General features: G+C 71.2%; 3 protein-coding genes and 1 pseudogene. 3 read left to right on the top strand and 1 reads right to left on the bottom strand.

What is annotated here, in order from left to right; translation table 11 throughout:
• Nucleotides 1-209: pseudogene (locus AB0J68_RS30505) on the bottom strand (endonuclease/exonuclease/phosphatase family protein); the annotation flags it as partial.
• Between the two features lie 322 nt (nucleotides 210-531).
• Between AB0J68_RS30505 and AB0J68_RS30500 the strand changes: the two are divergent.
• From AB0J68_RS30500 to AB0J68_RS30490, 3 genes are all read left to right on the top strand, one after another.
• Nucleotides 532-1,047 carry a hypothetical protein gene (locus tag AB0J68_RS30500; protein ID WP_354858719.1) on the top strand — a complete coding sequence of 172 codons (516 nt, stop codon included), beginning with the start codon at nucleotides 532-534 and terminating at the stop codon, nucleotides 1,045-1,047.
• 191 nt (nucleotides 1,048-1,238) lie between these two features.
• A complete protein-coding gene (locus AB0J68_RS30495) occupies nucleotides 1,239-2,288 on the top strand; it encodes a MoxR family ATPase (RefSeq protein WP_354858720.1) in 1,050 nt (349 codons plus the stop codon).
• A 20-nt stretch (nucleotides 2,289-2,308) separates the two neighbouring features.
• Nucleotides 2,309-2,781 (top strand): DUF58 domain-containing protein (locus AB0J68_RS30490; RefSeq protein WP_363942148.1); only part of this gene is annotated, 473 nt, incomplete at its 3' end.

Below are 2,781 nucleotides of genomic sequence, written 5' to 3'. Positions count from 1 at the left end.
CACCAGCGCCGCAGGGCGACCGTGAGGCCGAGGGCCAGCACGCTGAACCCGGCGACGTACGGAGTGAAGGCGAGCGCCTGCACAAGCGGCCCCCGGTCCAGCCCGGCCAGCCGCACGGTGGCCCAGGCGGCCGTGGGCCCGACGGCCGCCCAGCAGAGCGCCGTGCCGATCGGCAGCCGACGGCGGGTGGGTGCGGGTGGCACGTCGATGATCACGGCGCTCAGCCTAGCGGTCGGCGTCGCGCATATTTCGTGAATGCCGATGGGCTCACCTTTCACAATTATCTGACGGGTGGAAGACACCGCCATAATGCGAGGTCAACTATTGACGTCAAGCTTTTTGCGGTGCTACGTTCCACCTGGTCAAAACGACGCAACGCTGAGTAGTAATCCCAGTTCAAGATGGGTATAGATCGTCCAGAAACCGAATCTCCCGGGGCTCTCAGCACCGCCGTACATCTCATTTTCGGCAGTTATCCGTCCCGCCCCGCGGGTCGGCCGAATTCACCCGGTCACACAAGGGGGACCTGTCATGAACACATCCTTCCGACGTAAGGCGGCGGCGGTCACGTTCGCTGTCCTGGCGCTCACCCTGGCCGGTGGCGGGATCGCCATCGCCCAGCCGTCGGCGAAGGCACCGCAGGAGGCCGTCCAGCCGGCGTCCCGCGCCACGGGCGACGCCCAGCAGCCGCCGGTCACGGCCCAGTCGGCCCGCAGCGCCAAGGCGGCGCTGGAGGCCGGCAAGGCCAGCACGCTGGCGACCGCCAACTTCTACACGGTCGTCAACGCCAACGGCACCAAGGCCCGCGGCGACGGCACGGTCATCAAGTTCGGCCCCGGCCAGTACGAGGTGCAACTCGGCGTGAACGTCTCGACCGGCGCCTTCCTGGCGACCATCTCGCGGTCCGACTCCTGCTGCATCCCGCCCGCTGGCGAGATCTCCGTCGCGCCCCGCCTCGGCACGCCCAACTCGGTCTTCATCCAGACCCGCAACTCGTCCGGCACCCCGGCCGACCGGGGCTTCACCCTGCTCACGCACACCTTCTGACCGAACCGACCGGACCGGCCCCCATGCCCGCGCGTGCGGGCCGGTCCACGTCCCGGCCCGGGCGTCCCGCTTCGGCCTGCTCGTGCCGGTGCTCCTCTTTCGGGCGACCCATCCCCGTGCGGACCACAACGGCCCGGTCCGGCCCCGACAATCCCACGTTTGCCGGGGCCCCGGCCCGGGAAGCAAGCACCGTGACGGACATCTCGGACACCCTGGCCAGCCTGCCCACCTCGGTCGATCCCGAGCCGACCGGCGCCGAGCTGGAACAGACCCTCTTCGAGGTCAAACGCGTGATCGTCGGGCAGGATCGGCTCGTCGAACGTCTGCTCACCGCACTCATCGCCAACGGGCACTGCCTTCTGGAGGGCGTGCCCGGCGTGGCCAAGACCCTCGCGGCGCAGACTCTCGCCACCGTGGTCGGCGGCACCTTCTCCCGGATCCAGTTCACCCCGGACCTGGTCCCCTCCGACATCGTCGGCACCCGGATCTACCGGGCCTCCAAGGAGACCTTCGACATCGAGCTGGGCCCGATCATGGCCAACCTGGTGCTCGCCGACGAGATCAACCGGGCGCCGGCCAAGGTCCAGTCGGCGCTGCTGGAGGCGATGGCCGAACGGCAGGTCTCCATCGGCGGGCGCAGCTGGCCGGTGCCGACGCCGTTCCTGGTGCTGGCCACCCAGAACCCGATCGAGTCCGAGGGGGTCTACCAGCTCCCCGAGGCGCAGCGCGACCGGTTCCTCATGAAGGTGGTCGTCGACTATCCCAGCGACGCCGACGAACTGGCCATCCTCTACCGGATGAGCACCGACCGGCCCAGCGCGCGTCAGGTGCTCGACCCGCAACGCCTGCGACTCCTGCAGACGCACGCCGAGCGGGTCTTCGTCCACCACGCCCTGGCCGAGTACGTGGTCCGGCTGATCCTCGCCACCCGCGACCCGGGCCGGTTCGGGCTGGCTGAGATCGCGCCGCTGCTGGCGTACGGCGCCAGCCCACGGGCGACGCTCGGTCTGGTCGCCGCCGCCCGCGCGCAGGCGCTGCTGCGGGGACGGGAGTACGTGTTGCCCGAGGACGTCCGGGAATTGGCGGTGGACGTCCTCTCCCACCGGCTGGTGCTCTCCTTCGACGCCGTGGCCGACGGGGTCTCGGCCGAGAGCCTGGTCCGGCGGCTCGTGGAGGCGGTGCCGCCGCCCCGGGTGGCCACCGGGCACCCCCAGCAGACCCCCGACCTGGCGGCGGCGTGAGACGCGCCGGCCGCACCTCGGTGGCCACGCCGCCCGACCCGGGCCTGGCCGAGCTGACCCCCGACCAGCGGCTGCGCCGACTGGAACTGACCGTCACCCGGAGACTCAACGGTCTGCTGCACGGCCAGTACCGTGGCCTGCTCCCCGGGCCGGGCAGCGAACCCGCCGGCAGCCGCGAGTACCGGCCGGGGGAGGACGAGGTCCGCCGGATGGACTGGGCGGTGACCGCCCGGACCGCCGTGCCGCACGTCCGACAGGTCGACGCCGACCGGGAACTCACCACCTGGCTGCTCGTCGACGCCAGCGCCAGCATGGAGTTCGGCACCGCCGAGCTGGACAAGCGGGAGCTGGCGGTGGCCGCCGTGGCGGCGGTGGGTTTCCTGACCGCAGGCATCGGCAACCGGTTGGGCGCCCAGGTGCTGGGCGCCGACGGGGTACGACGCTTTCCCGCCCGCAGCGGGCGTACCCATCTGCTCGGTCTGCTCCGCGCGCT

Origin of the sequence: Micromonospora sp. NPDC049580 (genome assembly GCF_040675595.1) — a bacterium.
GTDB lineage: Bacteria > Actinomycetota > Actinomycetes > Mycobacteriales > Micromonosporaceae > Micromonospora.
This window is presented reverse-complemented; position numbering and strand designations above follow the sequence as displayed.